The organism is Agrobacterium sp. P15N1-A, from assembly GCF_044626815.1.
Lineage (GTDB): Bacteria > Pseudomonadota > Alphaproteobacteria > Rhizobiales > Rhizobiaceae > Agrobacterium > Agrobacterium leguminum.
The window spans coordinates 532,939-559,086 of record NZ_JBIUPF010000001.1 but is presented as its reverse complement, the minus strand read 5'-3'; the positions used below and the strand labels follow the sequence as shown (position 1 = coordinate 559,086).

General features: G+C 61.0%; 26 protein-coding genes. 7 read left to right on the top strand and 19 right to left on the bottom strand.

The window, feature by feature from the left end; all coding sequences use genetic code 11:
- Positions 1-159: 159 nt before the first annotated feature.
- The gene (locus ACIK7D_RS02720; protein WP_400155563.1) at positions 160-894 is read left to right on the top strand and encodes a class I SAM-dependent methyltransferase; all 735 of its coding nucleotides are present in this window, start codon (positions 160-162) and stop codon (positions 892-894) included.
- A 113-nt stretch (positions 895-1,007) separates the two neighbouring features.
- Here ACIK7D_RS02720 and ACIK7D_RS02715 read toward each other — a convergent pair whose 3' ends face one another.
- The 4 genes from ACIK7D_RS02715 to ACIK7D_RS02700 form a co-directional block, all read right to left on the bottom strand.
- Positions 1,008-1,850, bottom strand: coding sequence for an MOSC domain-containing protein (locus ACIK7D_RS02715; protein ID WP_400155562.1), 843 nt, complete (start codon positions 1,848-1,850; stop codon positions 1,008-1,010).
- Between the two features lie 11 nt (positions 1,851-1,861).
- Positions 1,862-2,506, bottom strand: coding sequence for an HD domain-containing protein (locus tag ACIK7D_RS02710; RefSeq protein WP_400155561.1), 645 nt, complete (start codon positions 2,504-2,506; stop codon positions 1,862-1,864).
- Positions 2,503-5,283 carry a DUF2339 domain-containing protein gene (locus ACIK7D_RS02705; RefSeq protein ID WP_400155560.1) on the bottom strand — a complete coding sequence of 927 codons (2,781 nt, stop codon included), beginning with the start codon at positions 5,281-5,283 and terminating at the stop codon, positions 2,503-2,505. Before ACIK7D_RS02705 ends, ACIK7D_RS02710 begins: the two co-directional genes overlap by 4 nt.
- A gap of 196 nt (positions 5,284-5,479) precedes the next feature.
- A complete protein-coding gene (locus ACIK7D_RS02700; protein WP_400155559.1) occupies positions 5,480-7,039 on the bottom strand; it encodes a VOC family protein in 1,560 nt (519 codons plus the stop codon).
- Between the two features lie 290 nt (positions 7,040-7,329).
- Between ACIK7D_RS02700 and ACIK7D_RS02695 the strand changes: the two genes are divergently transcribed.
- The 3 genes from ACIK7D_RS02695 (at position 7,330) to ACIK7D_RS02685 (ending at position 10,185) form a co-directional block, all read left to right on the top strand.
- Positions 7,330-8,373: an ABC transporter substrate-binding protein gene (locus ACIK7D_RS02695; RefSeq protein ID WP_400155558.1), complete on the top strand. Its 1,044-nt coding sequence runs from the start codon at positions 7,330-7,332 to the stop codon at positions 8,371-8,373.
- A gap of 208 nt (positions 8,374-8,581) precedes the next feature.
- Positions 8,582-9,370: an ABC transporter ATP-binding protein gene (locus ACIK7D_RS02690; RefSeq protein ID WP_162936689.1), complete on the top strand. Its 789-nt coding sequence runs from the start codon at positions 8,582-8,584 to the stop codon at positions 9,368-9,370.
- Positions 9,367-10,185 (top strand): ABC transporter permease, encoded by an 819-nt coding sequence (locus ACIK7D_RS02685; protein WP_400155557.1) that lies wholly within the window; start codon positions 9,367-9,369, stop codon positions 10,183-10,185. The genes ACIK7D_RS02690 and ACIK7D_RS02685 overlap by 4 nt, the downstream gene beginning before the upstream one ends.
- Positions 10,186-10,237: 52 nt before the next feature.
- Here ACIK7D_RS02685 and ACIK7D_RS02680 read toward each other — a convergent pair whose 3' ends face one another.
- The 9 genes from ACIK7D_RS02680 to ACIK7D_RS02640 all read right to left on the bottom strand — a co-directional run bounded on the left by ACIK7D_RS02680 (position 10,238) and on the right by ACIK7D_RS02640 (position 16,214).
- Positions 10,238-10,924: a metal-binding protein ZinT gene (locus ACIK7D_RS02680; RefSeq protein WP_400155556.1), complete on the bottom strand. Its 687-nt coding sequence runs from the start codon at positions 10,922-10,924 to the stop codon at positions 10,238-10,240.
- Positions 10,925-11,090: 166 nt separating this feature from the next.
- Positions 11,091-11,915: a mechanosensitive ion channel family protein gene (locus ACIK7D_RS02675; RefSeq protein WP_400155555.1), complete on the bottom strand. Its 825-nt coding sequence runs from the start codon at positions 11,913-11,915 to the stop codon at positions 11,091-11,093.
- Positions 11,916-11,989: 74 nt separating this feature from the next.
- Entirely contained in the window at positions 11,990-12,508 is a 519-nt protein-coding gene (locus ACIK7D_RS02670) for a tyrosine phosphatase family protein (protein WP_137003213.1), read from the bottom strand.
- Positions 12,505-13,128 (bottom strand): YfbR-like 5'-deoxynucleotidase, encoded by a 624-nt coding sequence (locus tag ACIK7D_RS02665; protein ID WP_400155554.1) that lies wholly within the window; start codon positions 13,126-13,128, stop codon positions 12,505-12,507. Before ACIK7D_RS02665 ends, ACIK7D_RS02670 begins: the two co-directional genes overlap by 4 nt.
- Before the next feature lie 2 nt (positions 13,129-13,130).
- Positions 13,131-13,979, bottom strand: coding sequence for a YgfZ/GcvT domain-containing protein (locus ACIK7D_RS02660; protein WP_400155553.1), 849 nt, complete (start codon positions 13,977-13,979; stop codon positions 13,131-13,133).
- Positions 13,980-14,101: 122 nt separating this feature from the next.
- A complete protein-coding gene (locus ACIK7D_RS02655; RefSeq protein ID WP_269314546.1) occupies positions 14,102-14,869 on the bottom strand; it encodes a hypothetical protein in 768 nt (255 codons plus the stop codon).
- A 14-nt stretch (positions 14,870-14,883) separates the two neighbouring features.
- Positions 14,884-15,141 (bottom strand): hypothetical protein, encoded by a 258-nt coding sequence (locus tag ACIK7D_RS02650; protein WP_003501987.1) that lies wholly within the window; start codon positions 15,139-15,141, stop codon positions 14,884-14,886.
- Between the two features lie 105 nt (positions 15,142-15,246).
- Positions 15,247-15,684 carry a TIGR02301 family protein gene (locus ACIK7D_RS02645; RefSeq protein WP_400155552.1) on the bottom strand — a complete coding sequence of 146 codons (438 nt, stop codon included), beginning with the start codon at positions 15,682-15,684 and terminating at the stop codon, positions 15,247-15,249.
- A 113-nt stretch (positions 15,685-15,797) separates the two neighbouring features.
- Positions 15,798-16,214, bottom strand: coding sequence for an NUDIX hydrolase (locus tag ACIK7D_RS02640; RefSeq protein WP_127757629.1), 417 nt, complete (start codon positions 16,212-16,214; stop codon positions 15,798-15,800).
- 132 nt (positions 16,215-16,346) lie between these two features.
- On the opposite strand from ACIK7D_RS02640, the gene ACIK7D_RS02635 reads away from it, so the two are divergent.
- Entirely contained in the window at positions 16,347-16,670 is a 324-nt protein-coding gene (locus tag ACIK7D_RS02635; RefSeq protein ID WP_400155551.1) for a YnfA family protein, read from the top strand.
- Between the two features lie 10 nt (positions 16,671-16,680).
- Entirely contained in the window at positions 16,681-17,445 is a 765-nt protein-coding gene (locus ACIK7D_RS02630) for an SOS response-associated peptidase (protein WP_400155550.1), read from the top strand.
- 15 nt (positions 17,446-17,460) lie between these two features.
- Here the strand turns inward: ACIK7D_RS02630 and ACIK7D_RS02625 are convergent, their stop codons facing one another.
- The 6 genes from ACIK7D_RS02625 to ACIK7D_RS02600 all read right to left on the bottom strand — a co-directional run bounded on the left by ACIK7D_RS02625 (position 17,461) and on the right by ACIK7D_RS02600 (position 25,307).
- Positions 17,461-18,753 carry a diguanylate cyclase gene (locus ACIK7D_RS02625; protein WP_400155549.1) on the bottom strand — a complete coding sequence of 431 codons (1,293 nt, stop codon included), beginning with the start codon at positions 18,751-18,753 and terminating at the stop codon, positions 17,461-17,463.
- Between the two features lie 389 nt (positions 18,754-19,142).
- Positions 19,143-19,274, bottom strand: coding sequence for a hypothetical protein (locus tag ACIK7D_RS02620; protein ID WP_003496883.1), 132 nt, complete (start codon positions 19,272-19,274; stop codon positions 19,143-19,145).
- Between the two features lie 174 nt (positions 19,275-19,448).
- Positions 19,449-20,318 (bottom strand): CDP-diacylglycerol--serine O-phosphatidyltransferase, encoded by an 870-nt coding sequence (gene pssA / locus ACIK7D_RS02615; protein ID WP_035237101.1) that lies wholly within the window; start codon positions 20,316-20,318, stop codon positions 19,449-19,451.
- 22 nt (positions 20,319-20,340) lie between these two features.
- Positions 20,341-21,039, bottom strand: a complete 699-nt coding sequence (locus ACIK7D_RS02610) for a phosphatidylserine decarboxylase (RefSeq protein ID WP_003520681.1) — start codon at positions 21,037-21,039, stop codon at positions 20,341-20,343.
- A 264-nt stretch (positions 21,040-21,303) separates the two neighbouring features.
- Positions 21,304-23,190, bottom strand: a complete 1,887-nt coding sequence (locus tag ACIK7D_RS02605) for an ABCB family ABC transporter ATP-binding protein/permease (RefSeq protein ID WP_400155548.1) — start codon at positions 23,188-23,190, stop codon at positions 21,304-21,306.
- A 110-nt stretch (positions 23,191-23,300) separates the two neighbouring features.
- The gene (locus ACIK7D_RS02600; RefSeq protein WP_400155547.1) at positions 23,301-25,307 is read right to left on the bottom strand and encodes a LysM peptidoglycan-binding domain-containing protein; all 2,007 of its coding nucleotides are present in this window, start codon (positions 25,305-25,307) and stop codon (positions 23,301-23,303) included.
- 155 nt (positions 25,308-25,462) lie between these two features.
- Here ACIK7D_RS02600 and ACIK7D_RS02595 point away from each other — a divergent pair, with 155 nt between their 5' ends.
- On the top strand, positions 25,463-26,083 hold the full coding sequence (locus ACIK7D_RS02595; protein WP_400155546.1) for a TIGR00730 family Rossman fold protein: 621 nt from the start codon (positions 25,463-25,465) through the stop codon (positions 26,081-26,083).
- The last annotated feature ends 65 nt before the right edge of the window (positions 26,084-26,148 follow it).

Here is a 26,148-nt window from a genome sequence, read left to right as displayed (position 1 = left end):
CCTCGCCCCCCAAAAAGAGGGACATGGCTTGCCGCGGATTCCGCTACGGTGGGATGAATATTATCTTTTGTCAGCCGGTCCCACTAGCGACTTTTCTTGACGGCCACTATTCATGGGATTGATGGAATGCCCCACATGCCGGCCACCGGAGAGACGACGATGAAACAGAATATCTACGACGATCCCGGGTTTTTCGAGCGCTACAGCGCCATGCCGCGCTCCGTGGAAGGTCTGCGTCAGGCCGGCGAGTGGCACGAATTGCGCGCCATGCTGCCGGACCTGAAAGGCACGGATTTTCTCGATCTCGGCTGTGGTTTCGGCTGGCATTGCCGTTATGCCGCAGAGCAGGGGGCGGCCCATATCGTTGGCGTCGATCTGTCGGAGAATATGCTGCGCCGGGCCGCCGAGATAAATGGCGGGCCCGGCATCGAATACTGTCGCGCCGCTATCGAAGACATCGATTTTCCGCAGGAAAGTTTCGATGTGGTGCTGAGTTCTCTCGCCCTGCATTACGTCCGCGATCTCGACGGGGCATTCGCAAAGATTTTCGCCGTGCTGAAATCCGGCGGCGATTTCATCTTTTCCATCGAACATCCCGTTTTCACGGCGCTGGAAAAACAGGACTGGTTTTATGGCGAGGATGGCGAAATCCTGCACTGGCCGCTCGATAATTATCAAAGCGAGGGCGTGCGCCACTCCAACTGGATGGCGGACGATGTGGTCAAATATCACCGCACGGTGTCAGGCATTCTCAACGGTCTCCTGGCCGCCGGATTCGTTTTGAAGCGGCTGGCGGAACCGAGGCCTGATCCAGCCCTGATGGCCGAGCGGCCGGAACTCAGGCACGAAGATCGCCGCCCGATTTTCCTGATCGTCGGGGCGCGCAAGCCGTGAGGTGATGAACCCTCCGTCTACTCATTCCTGTGACGAGCGCAGGGTGAGGGAGAGAGGGTGCGCCATCCTAAACATTGCACCGTGGCTATGTTCGGTTGACGTGAACCAGTAACTTACCGCCGCTTGATCGCCCAGCCTTCCGGCCTTTCCTCGATCACCTTCGCCACATCGCCAACCGACAGCCTGCCTTCACCACGCGGCGTCACGTTCCAGCCGAACAGCGGGCCGGGCACGCGCCGGTCGCCGGACATGCGGATGCGGCCCATGGCTTTCATGGGGGAGGGCACATCGCGGGAACCGGTCGTCTGGTCCTGCGTGGTCATGATGCAGCGGGCGCAGGGTTTTACGAGATCGAAACGAATGCCGCCGATCTCGATGGCCGCCCAGCGGTCCTCGGCCCATGGCTCGTCCGTATCAAGCACGATATTGGGCCGGAACCGCTCCATGCCGACCGCGTCCTCGCCATTGGCGCGCATATTGTCGTTCAGCGCGGCAAGCGAGGCGGTGGTGGTGACGAGAATCTGGTAACCGTCCGCAAAGGTGACGGGCGTTTCGTTGCCGGTCCATTCGAGGCTTGCAATGCGTTTCGAGGCGTCGTCGAAGAACACCAGCTTCACCTCGCGCCCCAGCCATGCCGAAAGCGTGTCGTTGGTCTCGCCATCGGCGATATTGGCGCTGACGATCGATTTCCACACCGCCACATCCATGCGCTCTCCGGAAGGTCTTGCGAGAACCTCGCCGTCCGCTTCCCGCGAAAGCAGCATACCGTCATCCTCATGCCGGGCCAGAACCGTGGCGATGGCCGGCAATTCGCGCTGGGTGATGAAATGGCCGGTGGGATCGATGAGCATGGCGCGACGGTCGCCCGGCAGGCCTTCGGCCGAAACAATGCTTTCGGAGAGGGGAATGCCGCGCGCGCTTTTCAGCGGATAGATGTTGAGTTCGGTCACGCGCATCTCGGGTCTCCTCAAATCTCGTCGAGAAACAGGTCCAGCACCTGTTTCAGCCGCTCATGGCGGGCCTTGGCCATCTGCCGGCCCGTCTCGGTGCGAAAGCCGTCGGCCAGCTTGAACAGCTTGGTTTCGAAATGGTCGATGGCAAAGGCGCGGTCGTCAAGCGGCCGCTCCTTCGCCAGCGGGTCGACCGGGTCGTAAAGCGCCGAGCCCATGCGTCCGGCAATATAAAAGCAGCGCGCCGCCCCCACCATACCGATGGCGTCCAGCCGGTCGGCGTCCTGAAGGATTTTCGCCTCCAGCGTCTGCGGCTCGATATTGGCGGAAAAGCTGTGGGTGGTGATGGCATGGGCGGTGGCGTCGATATCCTGCCGTTGCCAGCCGAGCGCCTCGAGAATACCTGCGGCTTTTTCCGCCGCGAGCCGTGAGGCCTGAGCGCGGAGCGGCGAGTTCTTCTCCACCGCCACGCAATCATGCAACAGCACGCTGGCGGCCAGCACGGTGCCATCGCCGCCTTCGCCCGCATGGATGCGCATGGCGTTGCGGAAGACGCGGTGAATATGGGCAAGATCATGCGAGCCGTCGCCCGTATCGGCGGCGTGCGGTATCAAATCCTGCGCAAGCGCCGCATAGGGCGCGAAAGCCTCGGCCGCGATCATGCCTGCGGCTTCCGGGTGAGGATTTTCTGGTAGAACAGGCCGATGCCGATCAGCACCGCGCCGAGTCCGATGAAGGACAGGGCTCTCAGCACGCCTTCAAGGTTGCTCATGTCGATCAGGAAGGCCTTGGCGACGGAGATCAGCACGAAGGCGGCCGATGCCAGACGCAGGCTGCGGGCATTAAAGCGCGATCCCAGCATCAGCAGCAACACGCCGATCAGCAGCCAGACCACCGAATAGCTGTAGGTCTCGCCCTGCATAAAACCCTTCCAGTCGGCAATGTTTTCGCCCTGCCAGAAACGGCGCACAGAAAGCGTCGCCCAGGCAAAGCCGAGTGCCGCACCTGCCACCGCCAGCATGCTGACATAGGGCGGCGGACGTTTTCCGCGCGCATAATAGGCAAGGCCGCCATAGGCGAGCGCCGGCAACAGGTAACCGATCAGGAGCAGGTTGAGGAATGGGATGCGGCCGGTATTTTCGCCGGTGAAATAGGGGTTGAGCGTGAAGAAATGCATCGTCAGCACGTTGATGACGGCAATCACGCCGGCAATCATCGAGCCGTAACGGAAGACGGGGCTGGGGCTCTTCAGGTCCAGCGTCATCAAGACGCCCGAGAAGCCGATGGTTAGCAGCGTATAGATCGACTGTTCGCCAAGCGTCGGCACGCTGTCATCCAGCGTGCCGCCATTCATCGCGTGGCGGATGAGGATGGCGACGGCGAGAAGCCCCATGACGCTGGCAATCGCCTGCAGGAAGTTCTTCGCCCTGACCCCCGGCCAGTCGCGCAGCAGCCAGGCCGAGGCGACGGCCAGCAGTGCGGGAATGCCGTAACCCGGCAGAAGCGCGTTGAAGACCGGCGTGGTGCCGAGGTTCTGCGGCCCGACAATGGTGGGTTCCCAGGCGATGCGGCCGAGAACGGCAACGCTTGCCACCGCCATCACCCAGGGCAGCACATCCCAGTTGCGGTACCGGCTTGCCAGCACATAGATGAAACCGATGACGGAGAGCAGCATGGTCGTCGCAAGCCCCTCCGTCAGCGTGTGCAGGCAAAGCGCGAAGGCGGCAAAGGAGCCGAGCACGAGGATGTTCAGCGGCTTGCGATAGGCCTCGTTGTTCTGCCGGTGCAGCCACTCGGCGCCTGCAAGCAACACCAGTCCGAGGCCGAGGCCATAGGCGGCGTGCAGCCAGTCGCGGCCGAGATTGCCGAAAAGGACAAAGCTCGTCGTGCCGATCCAGACCGGGAACAGTGCGATGAGGAACGCCCACAACTTCGCGAAGCTTTGGTCTGCCGGACCTTTTCTTTTGATGAAAGAAAATCCGCACAGCACCAGAATGGCGCCAAATGAAAGGCTCGCGGCGATGTTCGGGCTCGTGCCGATACTCACGGGTGGCAAAGTAACCACGGCGCTTCCATCGAGTAACGGATCGAAGCCGAAAAACCGTTGCCCGAGGAGCGAGATGCCGGTCTGTGCGGTCAGGGCCGCGAAAATTGCCGGCCAGACGGCAAAATGGCGGCTCGCACCGAGTGCAGCGAGCGCGGCAAGGAGTGCTATCATCGCGAATGCGGGATGGATACTCACCCCACCGCTGGAAAGTAGGATGGCGACTGCCGGTAGTGCAGCGGCAAGCGATACGGTGAGACTGATCGCCAGGGACGGCCTCGCAAAAAGGTGTATCAGCCGCATCGCGGTCGTTTCGGCTTTTGCCTCTTCCAGCGCGTAGATTTCGCGGTTGGTTTTATCAAACGTATCTCCCGGCCAAAGCCAGATCGTCCCGGCAATCATGAGGAGCAGGGAAAGAACGACAGGCTCGACATTCACCGTTTCGGAAAAGCCGATATATCCCAGCGCCCAGAGGCCGAGGCCGGCATTGGCGAGAGAGGGAACCACGGTCCAGCCCTGCCTGCGCGCCGCCGCCGCCGTTGCCAGCCAGGAGATGGTGAGGAACAGGAAGAGCGCCCAGATATTCGGCGTTTCGGTGGAAATCAGTGCCGGCGTCAGCATCGAACCGAGAAGGCCGAGACCGGCCAGCGCCTGTCCGTGCAGCAGCGAAAGCCCGATGGTGGCGAAGGCGACGAGCCCGAGCAGGCCAAAAGCCGTGCCGGGGCCGATATAGCCATAAATGCCATAGGCAGCATAAACCACGCCGAACAGCGTCAAGGCGCCGGCCGCCGTCAGCACGCCCGGTATCATGGCGTTAGAATAGGTGGCGGCGATGCCCGGCACCGCCTTGCGGCGGACAGCCTCGCCGGCAATCCCGAGGACGAGGCCGAAAATGGCGGCGAGAGACAGCCTGACCGCCGGGCTGAGCAGCCCCGATTCGATCGAATATTTGACGAGGAAAATACCGCCAAGCGCCAGCGCCAGCCCACCGGCCCAAACGGCCCAACGCGCGCCGAGCAGGCTTTCGAAGCTTTCCTTCGTTGCCGGTGCGGATGCCGTATCGCTCGCAGGAGCGGAGGCTGCTTCCTCGCGGACGGCGTCTTCCGCCTGCGCCATGGCGGCGGCTTCCTGCGGTTCGGAGGCGTATTCAGCCTGGAAGGCTGCGTCTTCCGCAGGTGTCCTGCTTTCCTCTTCCGCCTCGAAATCCGGTTTTGCCGTGGATTCCGTGCTCTCCGCCTGCGCCGCCACAGGCGCCGTCACGCCCGCAGCCATCAGCCGCTTGAGACTGAGAACTTCCCGTTCCAGCGACTTGATTCGACTTGAATTGCGGATGCTCGCGACCAGCGTGTAGATGAAGGCCGCGACGAGGGCGAGGATAAACAGCGGGATTTCCAAACGGACTCTCCAATTACGAAGCTGTTTTTAAAGCCCTTTTGGTGAATTTATGCAAGGCCCGGTTGATGACGGATGCGGCTGGCGAGGGAGTAAGCCGCTTGTTTCTTCTCCCCGCCGTCCGCGGCAGCTGGATGAGGGGGCAAGCTCTCAGTTTATCGCTGCGTCGCCCCCTCGGCTCATGCGTATCGCTCGAAAATCAGGAGGCAGCCGCCAGCCAGTGCCGTGCCGTTTCGATATCGGCAAGCCCGAGCTCATGCCCGTCCTCGACCGTTTCCATTTCGGCTCTTGCACCGCTCGCCGCCAGCCGGCCCTGCAATTTGTGCGCCTTGTCGAGATATTTGTCCCGTTCTCCCGCCACAAGCAGGACATTGCGGCCGGAAAGATCGGTCTGCGGCCATGTTTCCAGAACCGGCATCGGGCGATAGAGCAGGGCGTCTCCGGCAAGTTCGGGATAAAGCGCGGCAAAGGCCGCGTAGAAATTTGCGCCATTGGAATGGCCGATAAACCGCAGTTTCGAACGGTCGAGACCATAGGACCGTATCGCTCCCTCCACGAAGTCGGCGAAGGCTTCCGCTTCCGAGGCGATATCCTTCTGGTCGAAGCTGAAATCGGGATAACGGCGGAACCAGCGGGCGATGTCTTCCTCCGTGCTGCGGCCGCGCACGCCGAGAAGGGTGGCGCGCGGCGCTGCCCGGTGCGCCAGCGGCATCAGGCTCGTTTCGCTGCCGCCGGAACCGTGCAGCAGGATGATGGTGCTGCCATCCGGCTCCTCGGGCGTATAGAAACGGTGCACGAAGGGCAGGTCGCGATAGACGATGCGCTCTTCGCCCGGCATCGCAAATTGCGGCAGGGCGACACGCACATCCGCCTCGTCCTTCATGAAGAGCGGTGGGATGAACAGTTTTTCCCCGAGCGATTCCAACGGTTCGTCCACTGTCATGCCCGGCCCGTCGGTCGCCATTTCGATCAGCACGCCGCCCGGTTCGCGGACATAAAGCGAGTGGAAATATTTGCGGTCGTGGGCGTTGGTGGTGCTGGAATTCAGAGATTTCAGCCCCGTGTGAACCTCGTTCAGCTCGTCCATGTCCTTCGCCCGGAAGGCGATGTGATCGACGGTGCCGGTGCCCGGCGCGCTCGACCAGAAGCCGGTTGCGTCGCGCACATCGATAATGTCGCCGCTTTCGGAAACGAGCCGGCGGATTGCGCCCGCCTGGCTTTCCTGCCGGTAACCGAAATGTTTCTCCAGAAACGCCACGGTTTCTTCCGGCACTTCGCTCAGCACCGTCGCGCCATAGATTCGGCGAATGGCGTCCTCCGCGGAAATATCATCCGTCACATGCGGCGTCGCATCGGCAAAGGCATGCGTGCCGACCAGCTTGACGATCAGGCCGTCGGGATCCTTCAGCCGGATGACCGGAGCGCCGAACTCATCGGAGGGGCCTTCCGCCCGGATGCCGAATTTCAGCGCCCGCGTCAGCCAGAAGCCGATGGCGGCGGGATCGATGGCCACGGAAATCTCCAGCGTCTGGCCATAACCGACACGGCCCTGGCCGCCATCTTCCCAGACGAGAAAGGTGAGCAGCGAGCCGGGCGAGGCGATATCGTCGCCATAAAGCAGGTGTAGCTGCATGGCGTCTTCGAAACCGGCCGTGCGCTTGGCCAGCCTCAAGCCCAGAAAGCCGGCGTAAAAATCCACATTCGCCTGCACCTTCCGGGTAATCATGGTGATGTGGTGTATGCCCAGTGCAGAATTCATCTTGCCGTCCCGCTGTTTCGCCTGCTGTTCGTGGCCCTATTTGTCGCACGCTGCCCCTGATCCGCAACCCCGGCAAATGAGAACGCTGTGTTCTCTGCGTGAACGATCCCGCTTTCGCTTCGTTGCATGCGCGATGGGCAAAATGCCGGCTTTTTGCCTGCCTTGTGCGTGTTTGTGCATATAAAATAAGCATACAAAATAACGGCTATTTTGTATGCAATTTTATCTTGCCTTGAGGGCTGGAATTGGGTCTTATGCAACCAATCCAACAAAACCATCAGGGGGAATAGATGATTTTACCGCGCAGGTTGTTGACCAGGGCTCTGGCCATTGCCGCCATCGGTGTAGCCGCTGGTTTTTCGCTGCCGGTCGTCGAGGCGCGGGCCGAGACGCCGGTGAAATTCACGCTCGACTGGAAGTTCGAAGGCCCCGCCGCCGGTTTCCTGCTGGCGCTCGACAAGGGTTACTTCAAGGCTGAAGGCCTCGATGTCACCATTGATAGCGGCAACGGCTCGGTGGAAGCCATTCCGCGCGTGGCGACCGGCGCCTACCAGATGGGTTTCGGCGACATCAACTCGGTGATGAAGTTCCTCGACGAGGATCCGAGCCAGAAGATCAAGGCCGTTTATATGGTCTATGAGCGCCCGACCTTTGCCGTGGTGGGCCGCAAGTCGCTCGGTGTCACCGGCGATCCGAAGTCGCTGGAAGGCAAGAAGCTCGGCGCGCCGCCCCCGGATGGCGCCTTTGCGCAATGGCCCGCCTTCAAGCAGGTGGCGGGTCTCGATGACAGCAAGATCAAGATCGAATCGACCGGTTTTCCGGTGCGGGAACCCATGCTCGCCAAGGGCGATGTCGACGCTGTTTTCGGCTTTGCCTTTTCGGTGATCCTCAACCTCAAGAAACAGGGCATCGCCGATGACGATATCTCGACCATCCTGATGGCCGAGCACGGCTTGAATCTCTATGGCAATGCGGTGCTGGTAAACACTGATTTCGCAGAGAAAAACCCGGATGCCGTGAAGGGGTTCCTGAAAGCGCTGGCCAAGGGCTTCGCCGATTCCGTCAAAAACCCCGAAGAGGGTGTGGCGGCCGTGCTCAAGCGCAACGAGACGCTCGACAGCGCCATCGAGCTTGAACGCCTCAACATGGCCAATAGCATGAATATCAGGACGCCCTATGTGGTGGAAAACGGCATGGGCGTCGTCGATCCGGCCCGGCTCGCGGCCTCGCTGGAGACGCTCAAGGTGTCCATGGGCCTGAAGGGCAACGTCAAGGCGGAGCAGGTGTTCGACGCGACTTATCTGCCGGCCAAGGAAGAACGCATGCTTCCGTAATGGACGAAGTGAGCGGGTGCGGCATGCTTCTTCTCCCCGCCGGGGAGAAGTCCGCGGCAGCGGGACGAGGGGGCAAGCTCTCGGTCTATCGCTGGCGCTGCCCCCTCATCCGACCCTTCGGGCCACCTTCTCCCCGGCGGGGAGAAGAAACAAGCCGCAACGCTGCAGGGTTCAACCGCCCGATCAGCAACTTAAAACGGGAACAGCAATGTCACATCTCGTGGAAATAGACAGTGTGGACATGCGCTATGGCGGCTCCGCCGGCACGCTGGCCGTATCCGGCCTGAACCTGACGGTCGACAAGGGCGAATTCGCGGCCGTGGTCGGACCCTCCGGCTGCGGCAAGTCGACCCTGATGAAGCTGGTGACGGGGCTGCACATTCCGCAGAAGGGCAATGTCATCGTTGCCGGGCGGCAGGTCACGGAGCCGGTCTCCATCGTCGGCATGGCGTTTCAGAACCCGACGATGCTGCCCTGGCGCACCACGCTTGAGAACATCCTGCTGCCGCTGGAGATCGTCGAGAAACATCGCCGGCGCCTGCGCGCCCACAAGGCGGAATATGTCGCGAAAGCCGAGCGTCTCCTGGAAATCGTCGGCCTGAAGGGTTTTGGTTCGAAGTATCCGTGGCAGCTTTCCGGCGGCATGCAGCAGCGCGCCAATCTTTGCCGGGCCTTGATCCACGAACCGGAACTGCTGATGCTGGACGAGCCTTTCGGCGCGCTCGATGCCTTCACCCGCGAGGAATTATGGTGCGTCATCCGCGACCTGCACGCCGCGCAGCGCGTCACCATCATCCTCGTGACCCATGATCTGCGTGAGGCGACATTTCTGGCCGACAAGATTTTCGTGATGAGCGCAAGGCCGGGCCGGGTGCTGGCGGAACACCGCGTGCCGTTTGCCCGCCCGCGCCAGCTCGATATCATGTATGACAAGGGTTTCAACGACATGGTGCAGGCACTGCATGGCGAGATCGCGCAGGCGAGGGTGGCGGCATGAGCGCGATCATGGAAGGCACCGTTGCGGCCGAGCCGCGCAAGCCGCTGATTGCCCGCGTCAACTGGGTGAAAGCCGCCCCATGGCTTTATACGCTGGCGCTTTTCCTGCTGTGGGAACTGTTGGTCTACGCGCTGAAAATGCCGCCCACCATTCTGCCGTCACCGGTAAGGGTCGGACAGGCCATCGTGCAATATTGGTCGCCGATCTGGAAGAATTCGCTGCAGACGCTTTATACCACGACGCTGGGTTTCGCCATTGCGGTGGCCGCCGGTCTCGCCATCGGCCTTTTCATCGGCTGGTCCAAAACCATCTATGCCGGGCTTTATCCGCTGATGATCGGCTTCAACGCCATCCCGAAAGTGGCGCTGGTGCCGATCCTCGTCATCTGGTTCGGCATCGGCACGGTCCCTGCCGTGTTGACCGCCTTCCTGATCTCTTTCTTCCCCATCGTCGTCAACGTCGCGACCGGGCTTGCCACCATAGAGCCGGAAACGGAAGATGTGCTGCGGGCGCTAGGCGCAAAGAAAATGGACATCATGCTGAAGGTCGGCATTCCGCGCTCCATGCCCTATTTCTTCGGCTCGCTGAAAATCGCCATCACGCTCGCCTTCGTCGGCTCGGTCGTGTCGGAAACCGTTGCCTCCAATTACGGCCTCGGCAACATGATGAGTTCGGCGCAGAGCCAGTTCAATGTGCCGCTCGTCTTTGCCGGCCTCTTGATGCTCGCGGTGGAAGGCATCGCCATGTATGCGATCATGGCCTGGCTTGAAAAGCGCATGACCGGCTGGGCGCATCGCTCCACCATGGGGCAATAAGGAAGGCAGCACGGGCATGACGAATATGCCCGTGCCGGAATGTCGTGCGAAGTTAATGCGCCGCCATTTCTTCCACAATATCGCCGCCGTCCATCAGGAACGGGTAATAGGTCGGCCAATTGGTCACTTCGTCCAGCAATGCCTTGCGGTCGTTGCCCCAGTAGAGATGGTAATGGCCCGCCTTGACCGGGGCGATGGAGTGATCGCTGAACTGGATGAATTGCGGTGCGGCCTCATCTCCGCCGGTTTTCTTGAAGATGTAGCGGACACCGCGATTGCCCTTCTTGTAGGTCAGGATTTCATGGCCATCGCTGACATAGGTGCCTTCAGCGGGCTTGCCGTCCTTATAAAACGCCACGCTGTCGCTCTTGATGACGATGCGGTTCACATCGGTCTTGTAGCCGACTTCGTAATAAGCGCGGTATTCGGCGGCGGTCTTATCGCCGTGGGCCGCCTTTTCGGCCATGACGGAATCGAGTGAGCCGTTCAGCAGGTAGGGATAGACCGACTGCCAGTCGCCTTCCCAGTCGGAAAGCGTGCGCGTCTTCACCTGCGCATCCTCGAAATAACCCTTGTAGATCTGCTTTTCAGCCTCGGTCATCTGGTGGCCGTGATCGTGCCCATGATCGTGGCTGTGGGCTGCGGATTTGTCGCCACCGGCAGCAATTGCAGCGGTCGCCGCCAGCAGCATGGAACCAAGTGCGACTGCGCCGGTGACGCGGGTGAGTATCTTCTGCATTGTTTCGGCCCTCTCATATCGACAAAGATAGTTACGTAATAACATTACATAACGACCTATAGAGGCCGTATTCACGGGATGCAAGTGTGCGCTCCAATGTGACGCAACGAAAAAGCGCGATGGCTGTTGCAGCCACCGCGCTTGAAAAAAGGGGAGACGTGAGGTCTCAGGCCGGCTGGGCGGCGCTCACTTCCGCCTTGCGCTCGTCGAAGGCGAGTTTCATGGCTTTCGTCACATCGCGGGTCGTCGCGAAATAAGTGTCGCTGCGCACCCAGTAGCGCAATTTGACGGTGGCGCTGTCGGCGCTGACCGAATCGACGAAGGTGACCGGGGCGGGGTCCAGCAAAACCCGGCTCTCCGAACGCACGACTTTCATCAGCATATCCTGTGCGGCCGCCAGATCCTCGTCATTCTTGACCGTCAGGCTCAGTTCGTGACGGCGCGAGGGAAAGCGGCTGTAATTGGTGATCGGCACGTTCCAGAGCGTGGAGTTGGGCGCGAGACGGTAAAGTCCGTCGCTGGTCTTCAGCTCGGTCGCAAACAGCCCGATCTCGATCACCGTCCCGCTGACCGTGCTGGTCTCGATATATTCGCCGACGCGGAAGGGGCGCAGCACCAGAAGCATGATGCCGGCGGCAATATTCTGCAGCGTGCCCTGCAGCGCAAGGCCGATGGCCAGACCGGCGGCGCCAAGGGCGGCCAGAATGGAGGCCGTCTGCACCCCGAACTGGCCAAGCACCATGACCAGCACCAGAATGAGAACCACATAGCGGATGGCGCCGGCGAAGAAACCGGCGAGTGTCGCATCGAAACCGCGAATGCGCGACAGGCCCTGAAATGCCCAGCGTTGCAGGAAGGTGGCGGCCAGCCAGCCGATGATCAGCAGCAGAAGCGCACCGACTACCGAGAAGGAATATTGCACCGCAAGCGCGCTTGCCTGCTGCAACGCCGCCTGCGATGCGACGATGATATCCGTTGCCTGTTGTTCCATGAATTATCCTGTGATTTTCATTGTTCTTCAGGGTTGGTAACGACTGGACGCCGTGAGGGTTCCGCCAAACGGCCTCAGCCGCCAAGCGGCAGCACGAAGGGCACGTTACCATCTGTATCCGCGCCCCTGCCGATTTTTTTGATCGCCGCCACCAGCCTGCCATCGCGCCCGAGCAGACGGTCGCCGATGGCGATGATGCGGGCATTGGGCGTGGCATAGGGCGAGACGGCGCGCAGGCGCAGCGCAAGTTCCATCTCATCCTGATCCGGATAAAGGCTGAGCGCGGCGATGACGGCGGCGGCGGGTGAGCGGGAGACGCCCATCCAGCAATGGATGAGCAGCGGCGCGGACTGGTCCCATTGCCGGGCGAAATCGATCAGCTTCAGCACATGTGCATCGTCAGGCGCGATGAGATCGGCGGTGCCCTTGAATGCGATGTCGTTCATGGCAAGCGTCAGATGCCGGTCCGCGGCAATGACGGCGGGGCGGTGAAAGGACTGCTCTTTGGCGATCAGCGTCACCATTTCGCGGGCCTTGTGTTTAACGGCCATCTCTGCGATCCGCGATAGCGGCGATACGACAATGGCCGTCATGTCGCGCTCCCCGTCTTGACCGCACGCAGCGCCTCGATGGCTTCGAAACGTTCGATGAACTGCTTTTGGGCTTCGGTTGAGGGCAGGGGCGTCATGTCGAACATGTCGCGGGTAATGCCGCGCGGCAGACCGAAGAATTTCTGCGCCTCGGCGGTGGAAAAACCGGCAAGCTCCGTCGCCTCGAAAAAGGCGGCGACCGTATCGGCCTTCTTGATGCGGTCCTTCAAGTCTCGCGATGCATGCGGCGGCAGGCCGAAACGAAGATGCACGGCGGCTTCCAGCCGTTTTTCCACGGTCTTGTAACCACCGCCGACCACGGATTTGAACGGTGAGATCATGTCGCCGATGACATATTCCGGCGCATCGTGCAGAAGCGCCATCTGCATGTCATCAGGCGTCGCACCTGTGCACATGCGGCAGAAGATGGTTTCGACGATGAGGCAATGCTGGGCGACGGAAAAGGCGTGGTCGCCGCGCGTCTGGCCGTTCCAGCGGGCAACGCGGGCAAGGCCATGGGCGATATCGGCGATTTCCACATCGAGCGGCGAAGGGTCGAGCAGATCGAGCCGCCGGCCGGACAGCATGCGCTGCCAGGCGCGCGGGCTTTTTGCAGCAGCCACTCTCAGTCCTCCGCCCGCGCCGCCGGATCGGCCGCCGGGAAGGAAAGGCCGCTCCAGGCCGGTAGGGCCACGGTCACGGGAGCAGTCTCCGCCAGAAGCGGCGTGCCGGATGCGAGCGCATCGGCAATGCGGTCGATCCGAACGATGGCAAGCGCCCTGTCGCCGCAAACGGTTCCGAGCGTGCCGACCGGTTTTCCATCGGCGGTAATCTCCGTCCCACTGGCGGGAAGCGCGCCTTCGGCCGAAACTGTGACGACGCGGCGTCTTGCCGTGCCGCGATGTTTCATGCGCGAGACGACTTCCTGACCGACGAAGCAGCCCTTCTTAAAGGAAACGCCGTCATTCACATCCATCAGCACATCATGGGGAAAAGCATCCTGCAGCGCATAATCGCGGCCGGATTCGGCAATGCCGTGCTCGATACGGAGCGCATCATAGGCCGCGATGTCGCCGGATGCGGATGCGCCCGATATACGGTAAAGATCGATGCCAGCCTTGCCGAAACGGCCATCCCGGATGCCCGCCGCTGCGGTAGTCTCGTTCCAGAAAACACTCACGCCTTCGACCGTCTCGGCTTTGAGATCGACCGGTGCGCGCAGCTTGTACATGGTCAGGCGGCGCAGCAGCGCGTCCTGTTCGGCAGCGCCCGTTTCGATAAGATAATCGCCACCATCGCGCCAGATCAGGAAATCAAACAGAATCTTGCCCTGCGGCGTCAGAAGGGCTGCGGCCCGTGCTTCGCCTTGCGGCAGGTTTTCAACATCTGCGGTGATGAGGTTGTTCAGAAATTCCTCGGCGCCGGTGCCGGAAACCCGGATCAGGCGGCGGTCGGCAAGAAGGGCGGAAGGCATGGCGTCACCGTTCGGTTCGTCGAGACTCTGTGATCTCCGGCAAAAAGCAGATGCGCTTTGCCGGAATGCTCATTCCGCACAGTTAGGATTTTTGCCAGAGAACGGCAAGCACCGCGATGCGATCAATCGCCGGCGGTGAAGAACTTCCACTTGCCATCGGGCGAAATGCCGACCCGGTAGAAGCTGTAATTGCCATATTCCTGCATGTCCGCCAGATCGCCCGCCGTGATGATGCGCAGAAGCTCCACCTTTTCCGGCGCAGTCAGCGTATTCAGCGGCTTTCCGGCGAAATAGGGGAAAACATAGGCTTCGTCAGGCGTGCCGGCATCGATATGGGCATAACCGGTCGATAGCAGATCGATGATGATCGCCAGAACTTCCAGCCCGTCAGGATCGCCGGAATAGCTTTTCAGCGCCGCAATCGGGTCTTCGCCGTCATTGCCGTCGATGCGGAATTCCTTCTGGCCGGCGGCGATGAAGGGCCGCAGCTTTTCGATATCGCCGGAGGCGGCGGCTTCGATGATCTGCTGGCGCAGCTTGCGCACGGGTTCCGGCGCCTTGGAAATGTCGTGCTCGATCACGACTGACATTTCAGGCGTGTTGTCGGGCTTGGTGGATTGCTGGTTTGCCTGATTGGCGGAACGGTCCACCAGAGGGTCGGGCAGGGGAATGCCTTCCGAATCGCCTTCGATCTCGTCCGGCTCGGCAGGCTGGGCCTGCTGCGGCTCACTGCCATTTTCGGCCTTCGGTTCGCTTTCGGTGTTCTGCGCCGGCTTCAGTTCGGAAAGGGCAAAGGCGCGGCCTGGCATGCCAATCGGCCCGGCGGTCAGGGCAAGCAGGATGGACAGCAGGGCGGAAGAGCGCAAAAGCCCCTTGCTCAGGCAAGACATGATAGACCCCGGCTTTACTGTATTACCCGCTGCGGCGAAAATTCGCCCTGAAGCATGCGCTGGCGCAGCGATTCCAGCATTGCTTCAGCGCCGGCCTCGCCATGGATACGGATGGTTTCGCGCATGGCCAGAGCGATGGCGGCATCGGCGATGATCTCCGGCTCGATGCCGTCGGCCATGCCGTCAGCCCATGCCTCGTTCTGGTGTTCCAGAGCGACCTGCATCTTTTCATGCACGATCATATCGTCGATTTCGTTACGGCTTGTCTGCATCTTTCATCCTCGACAGGGCGGGCAAGTCCTTACCACCCTGTTAACAACACTAGCAGCCTTTTATCAAAACGGCACGGCCTGCGGCGAAAAGAGGTTAATAAACCTTTAATTTCCGAACCTGGACGCGATTTCCTGCGCGAGTGTTGCCCCTTCGTTACGGTAGTTCTCTTCTGCCATGATGGCGGCGCGTGTGCAACTGGTGTGGATGGCCGCAAAAGAGCGATATCCACGGTTGAATGCAGCCGTCATGCGCTGACGTCGTTCAGGTTCACTGGCCGTGTCCGCAGCCAGAAGATCGCTCATCGATCTGCGCCAGTCCTCCGGTCCGGAAGAAGGGCACAGGGTTCTGAGATATTGCACCGCGCCCAGTATCTCCGACAGCCGTGCGAGCTTGTCGTCATAAGGGGCCGGTTTGGGCGGCGCGGCTTCCGCCGGACGCACCTCGGAACCGGGTTTTGAAGGTTGCGCATAAGCGATGCCCTCATGCCCGGCAGTGGCAAGCATTGTCAGAAAAAGAGACAGGAAGATGGTTGGCCGTATCAAAATTCTATTCTGCCCCACACATACTCGTGAACTATTGGCTCGTGAACTGTTGGCTCGTGACCATCCGGCGGGCGGATCAGCCCTAGATAATAGCGATTCTGGCTGGCTGGCAATCATGCAAGCAGGCGTTCGGCACATTCGACGACGCTTTCCGGCGCCGGCAGAAGGCGGATTTCCGCCAATGTGTACCAGCCCGCATCCGCCGCATCGTCGCCGACAGTCACGAGCGGATCGGCATCCGTTTCCACCGTAAAGACTGACAGGAAATAGTGGCTCGTCAGCACCCCTTCGGCGTTGCGGGAGGGAAGATCGTATGTCGCGAAAAGCTGCGGCCTGCGCGCCACGATGCCGGTTTCCTCGTGCAATTCGCGCAGCGCCGTTTCGGCCGGCGTTTCGCCGTCTTCGCCGCGACCGCCCGGAAAGGCGAACATGTCCTTGGAGGGCGGGTTGATGCGGCGCACGAGAAGCAGCCGGTCGCCATTCCTGACAATGGCGGAGGAGGCGGGGCGGGGCTTGATACGGAGGGTCATGAATGGTTTCGCTTGTTTCGGCCGTTGCCGGCCTGTCTATAGTGGTACGTGGCTCGGAAAAATCGATTCCGGTTTCCGTGCCGATGCTTATAGTCCGGAACGGGCGCGATTGTGCATGTTAAAGACGGTGGAATGAAGGTCTATCTTATCTATGTCCTGGCGGCTCTTGCCGAAATTGCCGGCTGCTTTTCCTTCTGGGCCTGGCTGAAACTCGGCAAGACCGGGTGGATATTGCTGCCCGGCATGGTGGCGCTGGCGGCTTTCGCGTGGCTTCTGACGCTGGTTCCGACAGAGGCGGCGGGCAGGGCCTATGCCGCCTATGGCGGGATTTACATTGCTGCTTCGCTCTTCTGGCTCTGGGGCGTGGAAGGGCATGCGCCGGACCGGTGGGACATTGCCGGCGGCGCCATCTGCCTTGCCGGCACCGCCATCATCCTGTTCGGACCAAGGGGTTGAGGAGAAAAGCATGTGCGGACGTTTCGTGCTGAAGGCGACGCCCGAGGAGATCGCCGATTATCTCGATCTGATCGGCCTTGAGGATTTTCCCGCCCGTTTCAACATCGCGCCGACGCAGCCCATTCTGGTCGTGATGGAGGGGGAGCGGCAGGAGCGCGGCAGCAACCTGCCCAATCGCCGGGCCGTGCTGGTGCGCTGGGGTTTTCTGCCGGGCTGGGTGAAGGACCCGAAGGATTTTCCGCTGCTCATCAATGCGCGGTCGGAAACCGCCATCGGCAAGGCCTCCTTCCGCGCCGCCATGCGCCATCGCCGCGTGCTGGTGCCCGCTACCGGCTTTTACGAATGGCGACGCCCGCCGAAGGAGGAGGGCGGCGGCAAACCGCAGCCTTACTTCATCCGTCCGAAAAGCGGCGGCATCGTCGCCTTCGCCGGTCTCATGGAAACCTGGTCTTCCGCCGATGGCTCGGAGGTCGATACCGGCGCGATCCTCACCACCGCCGCCAATGCCGCGATCGGCCGTATTCACGACCGCATGCCTGTTGTCATCGCGCCCGAGGATTTCAGCCGCTGGCTGGATTGCAAGACCCAGGAGCCGCGCGAGGTCGCCGATCTGATGCGGCCGGTTCAGGATGATTTTTTCGAGATGATCCCGGTATCGGACAAGGTGAACAAGGTCGCCAATGTCGGCGCGGATCTCATCGAACCGGTGCCGGAAAGCGCGCCGCTGGCGAAGATCAAGCCGGCAAAAGACGAAGGGCAGATGTCGTTGTTTTGACGGAACCCGAGAGAATCAGCCGTTCCGCCCGATCTTCTGCAGGCCTTCCTGGATCATGATGTCGGAATAGACGCGGTTACGGCCATTCGCCTTGGCGAGATAGAGCAGCTGATCCGCGGCATTCAGCTGGTTGTCGAAGGGTTCGCCCTTTTCGATCTCCACGACGCCGAGCGAAATCGTCAGGGCGAGGCTGCTGCCGCTCAGCTGCCGGCCGTTCTTTTCCACCTGTCCGCGCAGCTCCTCGCAGAACTGATAGGCGGCGCGCGCATCCAGCCCGCGCAGGAACACGGCAAATTCCTCGCCGCCGAGGCGGGCGGGAATGTGGCGCTGCTCGCCGCACATGTCATGCAGCAGTTCTGCCAGTTTCTTCAGCGCCCTGTCGCCGGCATCGTGGCCCAGCGTGTCGTTGATCTTCTTGAAATGGTCGATGTCGAGAATGGCGACGGCGCCGCTCTCGTCATTGTCGTTGATGACATCCATCAGCGCCCGCGTGCGCTCGAAGAAGGAGCGGCGGTTCGGCAGGCCGGTGAGGTGGTCCCGTTCGGCCAGTTCACGCAGGCGTTTAAGCTGCTTCAACGTCTCGATATTGTTATCGATGCGGCATTGCAATTCTTCCGGCACGAAGGGGCGGTAGACGAAATCAGAAGCGCCAGCCTTCAGGAAACTTGCCGAAAGCAACCGGTCTGTGGAGGACGATATGCCGATCACCCGCAAATCTTCGGATGAGCGGCTGTCGCGAATGCGGCGCGTCAGCTCATAACCGTCCATGTCGGGCATATGATAGTCGGTGATGACAAGCTGGATCGTCGGATCCTGCGACAGAATTTCCAGCGCCTGCTTGCCCGAATGGGCCTCGCTGACCCTGAAATTCTGCCGCTCCAGAATTTCCACGAGACCGGAACGCGCCGTACGCACATCATCGACCACCAGGACCGAAAAAAGCTTGTTGCTCAAAATCCGCTGGACGGTTCTGACCACCGCATCGACGGTGCGGTGGCCGTCCTTGACAATGTAATCGATGATCTTCTTTTCGGCGTAGCGCTTGCGCGCCTCCTCATCCACCGTGGCGGTGAAAACGATGGCCGGCACCTTGCGCTCGGATAAAAGTGCGAGAATCTCGCCCTTCGGCGCATCGGGCAGGTTGAGGCCCGTCAGCGCCAGCGTGAAATTATGGGCCTGCATGAGGGTATCGGCCGCGGCCATGCTGTCGCAATGGACGACCTCGGCTTCCGTTTCTTCCGAAAGCCGCGTCTTCAGCAGCATGGAAAGAGCAACGGAATCTTCAATCAGAAGGATTTTATCCTGCATGGCCGTCCCAAGCCCCCCTGGCCTGTCTTCACAATCTTCCCTCAACGCCGAATATTCGTCATCCGCGTGTCTGCGGATTCGAAAACCGGCTTATGCATTGTTGTGGAAAAAAATGCGGAATAGAAAAGTTCTTTTGTATTCACTAATCTATACGTCGGTGTTCGTATAGCCTTCTTGTGGAAGGCGAGCTTTTTACTACACTTTCGTTGCAGCTTCGTTACAGAAGGCTGCCGATTTTATGAATGACTGACGCTCTGCCGTTTAGCGGCAGTGCTTGAAACAAAAACGGCGCCCGGAAAAGGCGCCGCGTGATTGTCGATTTTCCGCCGGGAACGTTCCGTTTTCCGGACAGTCCGCAAAATCCGAAAAATCAAAAAAAGCGAATATTTTCAGGCGGTTTTGGCGGCAGGCTTGCGCTTCAGCATCAGGGCCGCGGCCGCAACGGCCTTCAGTCCGAGCGGGCGGTAGTGGCTGTTGAGGTCGGGCTTCGCCTGCGGCTGCGCCTTCGTCTCGTTCGTCATTTCTCTCTCTCTCCACAATTCACGCCAATCGCCGTTGCGATGCGTGTGAGCCACTTCTTTCGCGGCTAATCTTGACGGATTCGAGGCGAAGAAAAACGAAGCCGGCTTTTCAGGCTGCGACATTTTGCGTCACATCCTGCACCGGCTTGTGCGAGAAAAAATAAACCTGCGGTTTTAAATGCCGCGATCGAGGCCGTTGCCGCCATTGGCGTCGTCATGCACGTCTTCCTCGATGGTCAGCGTGCCGTAGCGACGATGCCAGAGACGGGCGCTGATGGGAATGAAGACGAGATAGGCGGCAACGGTCAGAACCAGAACTTCCCATGTGAAGCTCATCAGCATCGCTACATAGAGCACAACGACGAGGATCATCGGCAGCACCAGATCGCGGCGAATGCGGCTGGTGCCCGATTTTCCCGACCAGACCGGCAGGCGGCTGATGAGGAGATAACCGATCAGCACGGTATAGGCGGCGGCGACATAGGCGAAGGGCTTGTCCGGCTCGACGCCGAGGAAGCCGAGATAAACCGGCAGCAGCACCAGCATGGCGCCCATCGGGGCGGGAACGCCCACGAAGAACTCATTCTGCCAGGGCGCCTTCACCGGCCGCTCGATCATGACGTTGAAACGCGCCAGACGCAGACCGGCGGCAATGACGTAAATGAGGGCGGCGATCCAGCCGATGGAGCGCGCCTGGTCGAGAAGGTAGGCATAGACCACCAGCGCAGGGGCGACGCCGAAATTGACGATATCGGCCAGCGAATCCATCTGCTCGCCGAATTTGGATGTCGCTTTCATCATGCGGGCGATGCGCCCGTCTATGCCGTCGAGGAAGGCGGCAAGCAGCACCATGCCGACGGCCAGCTCGAAGCGGCCCTCGATGGCGAGACGCACGCCGCTCAGGCCCGCACAGATGGCCAGAACGGTGATGAGATTGGGAACGACGAGGCGAAAGGGAATTTCCCTCAGTCGCGGTCCACGGCCGCTGTCGCTGCGGCCCTCCGGTTTGCCGTTCTGTTGCGGCTCGGCGATCGGCGTTTCCATGCGCATGCCCTTCCTGTTTCCGTCAGCCGCGGCGGCTGACGACCGGACCCTTGGCGGAGCCGAATTCGGCAAGCACGGTTTCACCGGCAATCGCCGTCTGACCGACCGATACACGCGGCTCGAAACCTGCGGGAAGGAAGATATCGAGGCGCGAACCGAAACGGATGAGACCGAAACGCTCACCGGCATCGACTGGTTCATTCGGCTTTACCCAGCAGACGATGCGGCGTGCAACCATGCCGGCGATCTGCACCACGCCGACCTTGCCGTGCGACGTCTCGATGACGAGGCCGTTGCGCTCATTGTCTTCGGAAGCCTTGTCCACTTCGGCATTGAGGAAGAGGCCGGGACGATAGGCGACATTGACGATACGGCCGCGTACCGGCGAACGGTTCACATGGCAGTTGAACACGTTCATGAACACCGAGATGCGCACCAGCGGCTCCTTGCCGAGTTCCAGCTCCAGCGGCGGAACGACGCTCTGCACGGCGGAAACCTTGCCATCGGCCGGGCTGATGATGAGGTCGTCATCCTGCGGGGTGACGCGCTCGGGATCGCGGAAGAAATAGGCGCACCACGCCGTCAGCACGAGGCCGACCCAGAACAGCGGTTCGGCGATCCAGCCGAGCACCAGCGATGCGACGAAGAAGGCCGCCACAAAGACATAACCTTCCTTGTGGATCGGTACGATGGTGTTGCGAATGGTGTCGAACAGATTCATGAGATTCCTTGCTCCGGTTTTCGTCTGTCGCGTCTATATGTGGTCGTGATACGACACGATCCAAACGGCAATGCGACAAATTTTGCCTGATGCATATCGTGTGAAAAGGGTTCACGCGATATGCATCAGGTCTTTATTTGTGCATGTCGTTATCCCGAAACCGCTCTCACACTTTCGGACGACATGCATGCTGGTTACAGCCAAAAGGGCCGCCCGGCAATGGTGGGGTTCGCACGTCGGCCCTGTTACCCCGGGGTACAGCCATCAATGGGCGGGTTCCCCGCGGTCGATGACACCCAGATCGTCGGTTTCGCGGACATGGCGCAGCATTTCCTCCGCCCGGATCGCCTCGCGCTGGCGGCTCCACATCGAAGCGTAGAGGCCGTTCTGCCCCATCAGCGAGCTATGCGTGCCGCGTTCGGCGATCTGCCCTTCCTTCAATACGATGATCTCATCCGCGCCGATGACGGTGGAAAGGCGGTGGGCGATAACCAGTGTCGTGCGGTTCTTCGAGACGATGTCGAGCGCGCTCTGGATTTCCTGTTCCGTATGCGTGTCGAGCGCCGAGGTGGCCTCGTCGAGAATGAGGATCGGCGGCGCCTTGAGGATCGTGCGGGCAATCGCCACGCGCTGTTTTTCCCCGCCGGAAAGCTTCAGGCCGCGTTCACCCACCATGGTGGCATAACCTTCCGGCAGCTTGCCGATGAAGGCGCTGATCTGCGCCGCATCCGCCGCAGCCCTCAGTTCCCCGTCTGTGGCCGAGGGGCGGCCATAACGGATGTTGTAGGCGAGCGTGTCGTTGAAAAGCACCGTATCCTGCGGCACCATGCCGATCACCGAGCGCAGGCTCTTTTGCGTCACATCGCGAATATCCTGCCCGTCGACGGTAACTGAGCCTTCCTGAATATCGTAGAAACGATAAAGCAGCCGCGAGATCGTCGATTTTCCCGCACCCGAAGGGCCGACGATGGCCACCGTCTTGCCGGCCGGCACGTCGAAGGAAACGCCCTTCAGGATTGGTCTTTCGGGGTCATAGGCGAAATGCACGTCGCGGAAGGAGATCGCGCCCGGTCCGGCTGCGAGCGGCTGTGCATCCGGCCTGTCGGTGACTTCCGCCTCCACCTCCAGAAGATCGAACATCTGTTCGATGTCGGTCAGGCCCTGGCGGATTTCGCGATAGACGAAACCGATGAAGTTGAGCGGCACCGAAAGCTGCAGCAGCAACGCATTGACGAAGACGAAATCGCCGATGGTCTGTTCGCCGCGCTGAACGGCAAGCGCCGACATCACCATCATGACGGTGGAGCCGATGCCGAAGATCACACCCTGGCCGAAGTTCAGCCAGCCGAGCGAGGTCCAGATGGAGATCGCCGATTTTTCGTAACGCTCCATGGCGACGTCGAAACGCCGCGCTTCCATCTCCTCATTGCCGAAATATTTGACGGTTTCGAAATTCAGAAGCGAGTCGATCGCCTTGGTATTGGCGTCGGTGTCGCTGTCGTTCATGGCCCGGCGAATGCCGATACGCCAGTTGCTGGCCCGCACGGTGAACCAGATATAGGCCCAGACCGCGATGACCGTGACGAGCACATAGGAAAAACCGTAAGAGGCCCAGAAGATGATCGCCGTCAGCAGGAATTCGATGAAGGTCGGCGCGGTGTTGAGAATGGTGAAGCGGACAATGGTTTCGATGCCCTTGGTGCCGCGCTCGATGACCCGCGACAGCCCGCCGGTCTTGCGCTCCAGATGGAACCGCAAAGAAAGCCGGTGCATGTGCACGAAGGTCCTGTAGGCAAGCTGACGCACCGCATGCTGGCCGACGCTGGCGAAAAGCGAATCGCGCAGCTGGTTGAGCCCCACCTGTATCAGCCGCGTCAGATTATAGGCGATCACCAGCGCGACGGCGCCGAGCAGGAATGCGGGAACGAGCCCGGCCATGTCCAGCCGGCCGTTCAGCGCATCGGTCGCCCATTTGAAGAAATAGGGTACGGAGATCAGCACCAGCTTGGCGACGACGAGGTATACGGTGGCCCAGATCACCCGCATCTTCAGGTCCCAGCGTCCCTCCGGCCACATATAGGGCCAGAGATTGATCAGCGTCTGGGTGGGATTGCTGGAATCCGCCGAAATGGTTTTTTTCTTCGTGGCCATCATTCGCTCCGGTCACTGCCGGAAGCCGACAGCAGGGCGGCGGCTTTGGTCAAGCCGCCGCGCGTGTCACAGATAGGGTCGTTGCGGGTTCACCGCAACGCTTCAAATGCTCAGGAGCCGCTCTTCAGCCGCTTGCGGTGAAGTTCTTCCGCATTCGGCAGCGCCTCTTTCGGCACGCCGAAAATCTGGCCGGGCTCGATCAGATCGGGGTTTTTGATCTGGTCTTCGTTGGCAAGGTAGATCGTGGTGTAACGCACGCCCTGACCATAAACGCGACGGGAAATCTGCCACAGCGTATCGCCACGACGGATGATGACGCTGTTCTGGCTTTCGGCCAGCGGCGCCTGCTCGAAGGTCTGTGGGCCGGCGGGCGCCTGTGGCGCGGGAGCGGCGGGTGCCGTGATGTGGAGTTCCGCCAACCGGCTTGCCAGCGAGGCGATACCCTTGCCGATTGCCGCCACATCGTTCGGCCATGCTTCAACCGATGTCAGCAACTGGCGCGCCTTGGCGGTGATATCGCCCGCAAAGGCGGTGAAGGCGGGCTCGGTCGCGGCTGCGGTGCGGAATTCCGAAAGCGACTTGAGGCCGATGACGACGGCGGAGCGGCCGGCAATGGCCTGATCGAGCGCCGGCGTGGCCTGATCCTTGTAGAGATTGGAAAGAATGCCGAAGGCCTTGGCGACATCGGTGCGCAGCTTTTCGAAAGCGGCGCGGTCGCTTGCCGTGCTCTGGTTTTCGGCCGGCGCTGCGGTCGCGGTCGCTGACGACGAAGCGGACGGCGTCTGCATGGCGACGGTTGCCTGATCGGTCTGCGGCCGCTCGAAGGGAACGCGCACGCGCACCTTGACGGCGCCGTCGGCATTCAGTTCCTCGACGGTGATGATGTGGCTGCCGACACTAAGATCGACATCGCCTTCGACGACGAAATGACCGGAGGCTTCCGTGATGCTCTTGCCGATTTCCCTGTCATCGACCAGCGCGCGCACCGTCGAACCGGCGGGCGCGGAACCCGCGACGAAAATCTTCGATCCCTCGAACTCGACGGCGGTGACCTGAACGCTCGACGTCAGCGGAGCCGCGGCGGACGGAGCCGCAGTACCGGCAAGCGGCGCGGAAGCGGTGTTGGCGCTGGTTTCGGACGTCGTCGCAGGCTGTTGCGATGGCGCGGCTTGCGGCTGAAGCGCCGGAGGAGCCGCCTCCGGCATGGCCAGCACGCGGCTTGCCTTGCCGGGCTTGGAAACCATGGCCAGAAGCTCGCCCGTCTTGCCGTCAGGCACGGAAACCGTTGCCACTTCTTCCGATTGCGTCGCCTTGCCGTCGGCATCGGTCGAACGCAGCACCAGCTCGTGATCGCCCGGGGGAAGCGGATTGTCGAAAACGGCGGCGAAGTCGCCGGTGCCGTCGATGGTCGTCTGGGCGACCACCTTGCCATTGCTCAAGATTTCGAGCTTTGCGCCGGGCTGTGCCTTGCCGGCAATCACGGCCGAACCGTCCGGCTCGACGCGCAGCACGTCGAAAGTCGGCGTGGCGGCAGACGATTGTGCCGCATCGGAGGGTGCTGCGGCCGGTTTTGCCGGTTCGGGCGCACCATCGTCGGTGCCGGCGAAAACGCCTGCCAGACGACGCACCTGTGCCGCCGCCGCCGCCGCATTGTCGGGCAGGCCGCGCAGGAACGCCGTGGTGCGCTCGGCAGCCGTGCGGGCGGTGGTGATGAGCCGCGACGTCGTTTCGTCCAGCGACTCTGGAATTTCAATATTCGTCAGTTCCTTGAGCGAGGTCTCGACCTTCTTGCGCGCCGCCGCGAAATCGGCGTCGGAGGGAACCTTGCTATCGGCGAAAAGCGTCGTCAGATCCTTGATCGACTGGGTTGCGGAAGCCGCCCGCCGCCCGACCTTGTCGGCGATATTGGCGGTTTCCTCGGCGGCGTCGGAGAGAATGTCGCCCGCCTTGTCGGCGCCCATTTCAACGCTGTTCTTCACGGCGTTGCCGGCTTCGTTGATGGCGTCGCCGATCGGTTTGCCGTCGTTTGAAATCCGCGGCAGGACGAAAAAGATCATGAGCAGGGACGCAACGCCCAGCACGATCAGCGCCAGCAAACCGGCCTTATTGTTTTTCATCCTGATGCTCCGGGTATTTCAAGCTTTTCACACGAGTTGAGATTGCTAGCGTCTTACCTTCTCCCAGACAAGCGGCGAGTGGCCAAAAGGCCATATTTGCAAGGGATTTCCCAAATTTTCTTGACGTGCCGCATCGCACATAGTTCCTTCCCTTCATGACGGACAAAAATACAGCGATTCGATCCATCTGCGTTTATTGCGGCTCCCAGCCCGGACGTGATCCGGCCCATATGGAAGCGGGCCGCGCGCTTGGGAAATCCATTGCCGAAAACGGCATTCGCCTCGTCTATGGCGGCGGCACCAAGGGCATCATGGGCGCGGTTGCCAGCGGCGTTCTTTCCAATGGCGGCGAAGTGACCGGCATCATACCGGAATTTCTGGTCGATATGGAGGCGACGCGCCATTCTCTCGGACAATTGAACGAGCTTGTCATCACCAAGGACATGCATGAGCGCAAACATATGATGTTCGAGCGCTCCGATGCCTTCGTGACATTGCCGGGCGGTGTCGGCACGCTTGAGGAGATCGTCGAGATCATGACCTGGGCGCAGCTCGGCCGCCATGCCAAGCCGATGGTCTTCGCCAATATCAACGGTTTCTGGAACCCGATGCTGGAACTGGTGCAGCACATGCGCGACCAGGGTTTCATCCACCGCGCTCACCTTCTCAACCCGCTCGTCATCGACGAGGTGAAGGATATCGTGCCCGCCATCATCGACCAGGCGCTCGCGCAGCAGAACCCGGAAGGCGATCCTTCGGTGATTTCCCGCCTCTAGGTCTGCCGTTTGTTAACGGCCGCCCGGGCGGCTCGTTACAATTTTAAGTGTATATTAATACAGAT